The organism is Nocardioides sp., assembly GCF_034670285.1.
Classification (GTDB): domain Bacteria; phylum Actinomycetota; class Actinomycetes; order Propionibacteriales; family Nocardioidaceae; genus Nocardioides.
In genome coordinates this window covers 1-2,888 of record NZ_JAXMNS010000449.1, presented here as the reverse complement: position 1 = coordinate 2,888, position 2,888 = coordinate 1, and the positions used below count along the sequence as shown (strand labels likewise).

Sequence of the window (2,888 nt, the reverse complement as noted above, 5' to 3'; positions counted from 1 at the left end):
CCGACGACTGCGGGACCAGGTCGAGGACGTCCTCGAACTCGACCGAGACGCTGATGGGGTTCTCGCCCACGTCGGCACCACCGGGCAGCGGCAGGGAGTAGACGTCGAAGTCGCAGGCGGTGAGGGCCAGCGAGCCGACCATCATGGCGCCGAGGATCCGGAAGCGTCGCGCGAAGCGACCCGTCCTGGTCGTCGAAGAGCCTTGGGTGCTGCTCATCGTGCTGCCACCTCCGCGAGTCCACCGAGCGTCGGGTCGAACCGGTCACCGAACGACGATCCGGTGCCCGGACCGAAGGTCGCACCACGCGGCAGCGGCAGGGTCTGGATCAGGTCGCAGATCGAGCCGTCGGCGTCGTTGGCGCTGACCAGGGCGCAGAGCAGCGCGCTGGGGTTGTTCTCGATCTCGTTCTCGAGCTGGCCCACGTTGGCGTTGGTGTCGAGCGTGCCGGCGTCGGGGTTGTAGGTCAGGTAGAGGTTGTTCAGCGCCAGCGGCGCCGTGCGCAGCACCTCGTCGAAGTTGTCGCGCTGACGCACGAACACCTTGAGCACCCGGTTGAGGCCGCGGATGTTCTGCCCGAGGGCCGCACGGTTCTCCTCCACGAACGTGCCGACCTCGTCGAGGGCGACCGCGAGGTTCTTCAGGGCGCCGGCCAGCTCCTGACGCTCCTCGGCGAGGACCGTGGAGACCTGCCCGAGGGAGGCGTTGAAGTCACGCACGACGTCGTCGTTGGTGGCCAGGGTGCTGATGAAGCCCGACAGCGCACGAGCGGAGTCGAAGAGCTCGTCCTTGTTGTTGTCGAGCGTGGCGCTGAGCCGGGCGTAGTTCTTGATCGTGGTGTTGAAGGTCTCGCCCTGACCACCGAAGTTGTCGGCCGTGACCTCGAGGAGGTCGGTCAGCGCGCCCTTGGAGTTGGCGCCGTTCGGGCCGAGGGCCACGGTGAGGCGGTCGAGGCCGCTGTAGATCTCGTCGAGCTCGAGCGGGGTCTCGTTGCGGTCCTCCTCGATGAGGGCGTTGTCGGGCAGCACCTCGCCGTCGGTGTAGACGGGGGCGAGCTGCACGTAGCGGTCACCGACGATGGCCGGCGAGATCACCAGCGCGCTTGCGTCGACCGGGACGTCGACCTCGGAGTCGTAGGTCATGACGACCTTGACCCGGGTGCCCTCGGGCACCACGGACTCGACGACGCCCACGGGCACGCCGAGCACGCGCACGTCGCTGCCCTCGTAGAGGGAGACGGTGCGGGGGAAGAAGGCGGTGACCTTCTTGTCGTCGTCACCACCGCCGAAGACCAGGAGCCCGGCGACGATCGCGAAGATCAGCGTGATGACCGGCACGGCTGCGCGTCCGATGATGCTCAAGAGCCTGCCCCCTTCGTCAAGATGTCCAGGGGATTGTCCAGGTTGGGCACCGGCGGCAGGTTCTGGATGTAGGTGTCGAACCACGGTCCGTTGCCGAGGGTGTTGGCGAAGACCCGGTAGAAGGGCGCCATCAGTCGCAGGCTCGCATCGAGGTTGTCCTCGTTCTTGTTGATGACGTCGAGCACGCTCTTGAGCTGGGTGAGCGCCGGCTTCAGGTCGTCACGGCTCTGACGCACGAGCTTGGTGAGCTCCTGCGACAGCTGCTGGGTGGCGACGAGGACGTCGTGGATCTGGGCGCGCCGCTGGATCAGCGCCTGGAAGAGGACGTCGGAGTCCTTCATCAAGGTGATGATGTCGTCGTCACGCTCGTCGAGCACCGTGGAGAGGCGCTTGAGGTTGACGAGCAGCGAGTTGATCTCGTCGTCGCGGGCGGCGAGGTTGCTCGCGAGCGCCGAGACGCCGGAGAGCGCGTCGCGGAACTGCTCAGGGCTGTTGCGGGTGAGGTCGGCGAGCACCGTCAGCGACTGGGTCAGCTGAGCGGTGTCGATCTCGTTGGAGGTGCCGGCCAGACCCTCGAAGGCCGAGGTGACGTCGAACGGCGACGTGGTGCGCTCGGTGGGGATCGTCGACTCCGGTGCCAGCTGGCCCTCGCCGGCCGGGACCAGGGCGAGGAACTTGGCGCCGAGGAGCGTCTTGACCTTGATCTCGGCACCGGTCTCCTCGCCGAAGGGCGAGTCGGTCTTGACGGTGAACTCGGTGAGGACCTTTCCGTCCTCGAGCGAGACACCGTCGACAGCACCGACGCGGACGCCGGCGATCAGGACGGCGTCGCCGGCCTTGAGCCCGGCGGCTTCCTCGAAGCTGGCGTAGTAGGTGTCTCCCCCGCCGATGAGCGGCAGGTCCTGGGCGCGGAAGGCGGCGACCAGCAGCAGGGCCAGCACGGTGATGCTGACGGCCCCGATGATCACGGGGTTGCGTTCGCGGAACGGCTTCATCGCAGTCCCCTCTCGGACATGTGCAGGCGGGTCATCCGAGATCACACCGATCAGCGTTGACGTTGAAGTCGACCGGGACGGTCACGCCCGGCAGGCGCACCTTGCCCTGAAAGTCGCACAGGTAGAAGTTGAACCACGAGCCGTAGATGGCCGTGCGGCCCACCTTCTCCAGCTTGATCGGGAGCACCTGGAGGGCCCGGTCGATCTCGCCCTTGCCGTTGTCGAGGTTCTTCGACAACCGGCGCAGCTGCTTGATGTCCTCGACGAACGGCGGGCGAAGGTCGGTGACGAAGTCGGCCGTCGTCGTCGAGAGCTTGGCGATGCCGTCGAGGGAGTCGAGGATCGCGTTGCGGTCGTTCTTCAGGCCCTTGACGAGGTCACGGAAGCTGATGATCGTCGCGCTCAGCTGGTCGTCACGGTCGGCGAGGCGGTTGAGCACGAAGTCGAGGTTCTCGAGCAGGTCGCCGATGATCTGGTCGCGGTCGGCCAGCGTCTGGGTGACCGAAGCCGTGCTCGCGAGCAGGCTCTGGAGCG

At 67.0% G+C, this 2,888-nt stretch carries 3 protein-coding genes and 1 pseudogene; all 4 read right to left on the bottom strand.

All coding sequences use genetic code 11. From position 1 onward, the window contains the following. Nucleotides 1–217: pseudogene (locus VOI19_RS17470) on the bottom strand (hypothetical protein); the annotation flags it as partial. Further along, complete coding sequence (locus VOI19_RS17465; protein WP_323794225.1) at nt 214–1,359, bottom strand: MCE family protein; 1,146 nt, start codon at nt 1,357–1,359, stop codon at nt 214–216. The gene VOI19_RS17465 and the pseudogene VOI19_RS17470, both read right to left, overlap by 4 nt. Continuing rightward, the gene (locus VOI19_RS17460) at nt 1,356–2,354 is read right to left on the bottom strand and encodes an MCE family protein (RefSeq protein WP_323794224.1); all 999 of its coding nucleotides are present in this window, start codon (nt 2,352–2,354) and stop codon (nt 1,356–1,358) included. The genes VOI19_RS17465 and VOI19_RS17460 overlap by 4 nt, the downstream gene beginning before the upstream one ends. Nucleotides 2,355–2,385: 31 nt before the next feature. Then, nucleotides 2,386–2,888: MCE family protein (locus VOI19_RS17455; RefSeq protein ID WP_323794223.1), on the bottom strand; the 503-nt coding region annotated here is incomplete at its 5' end.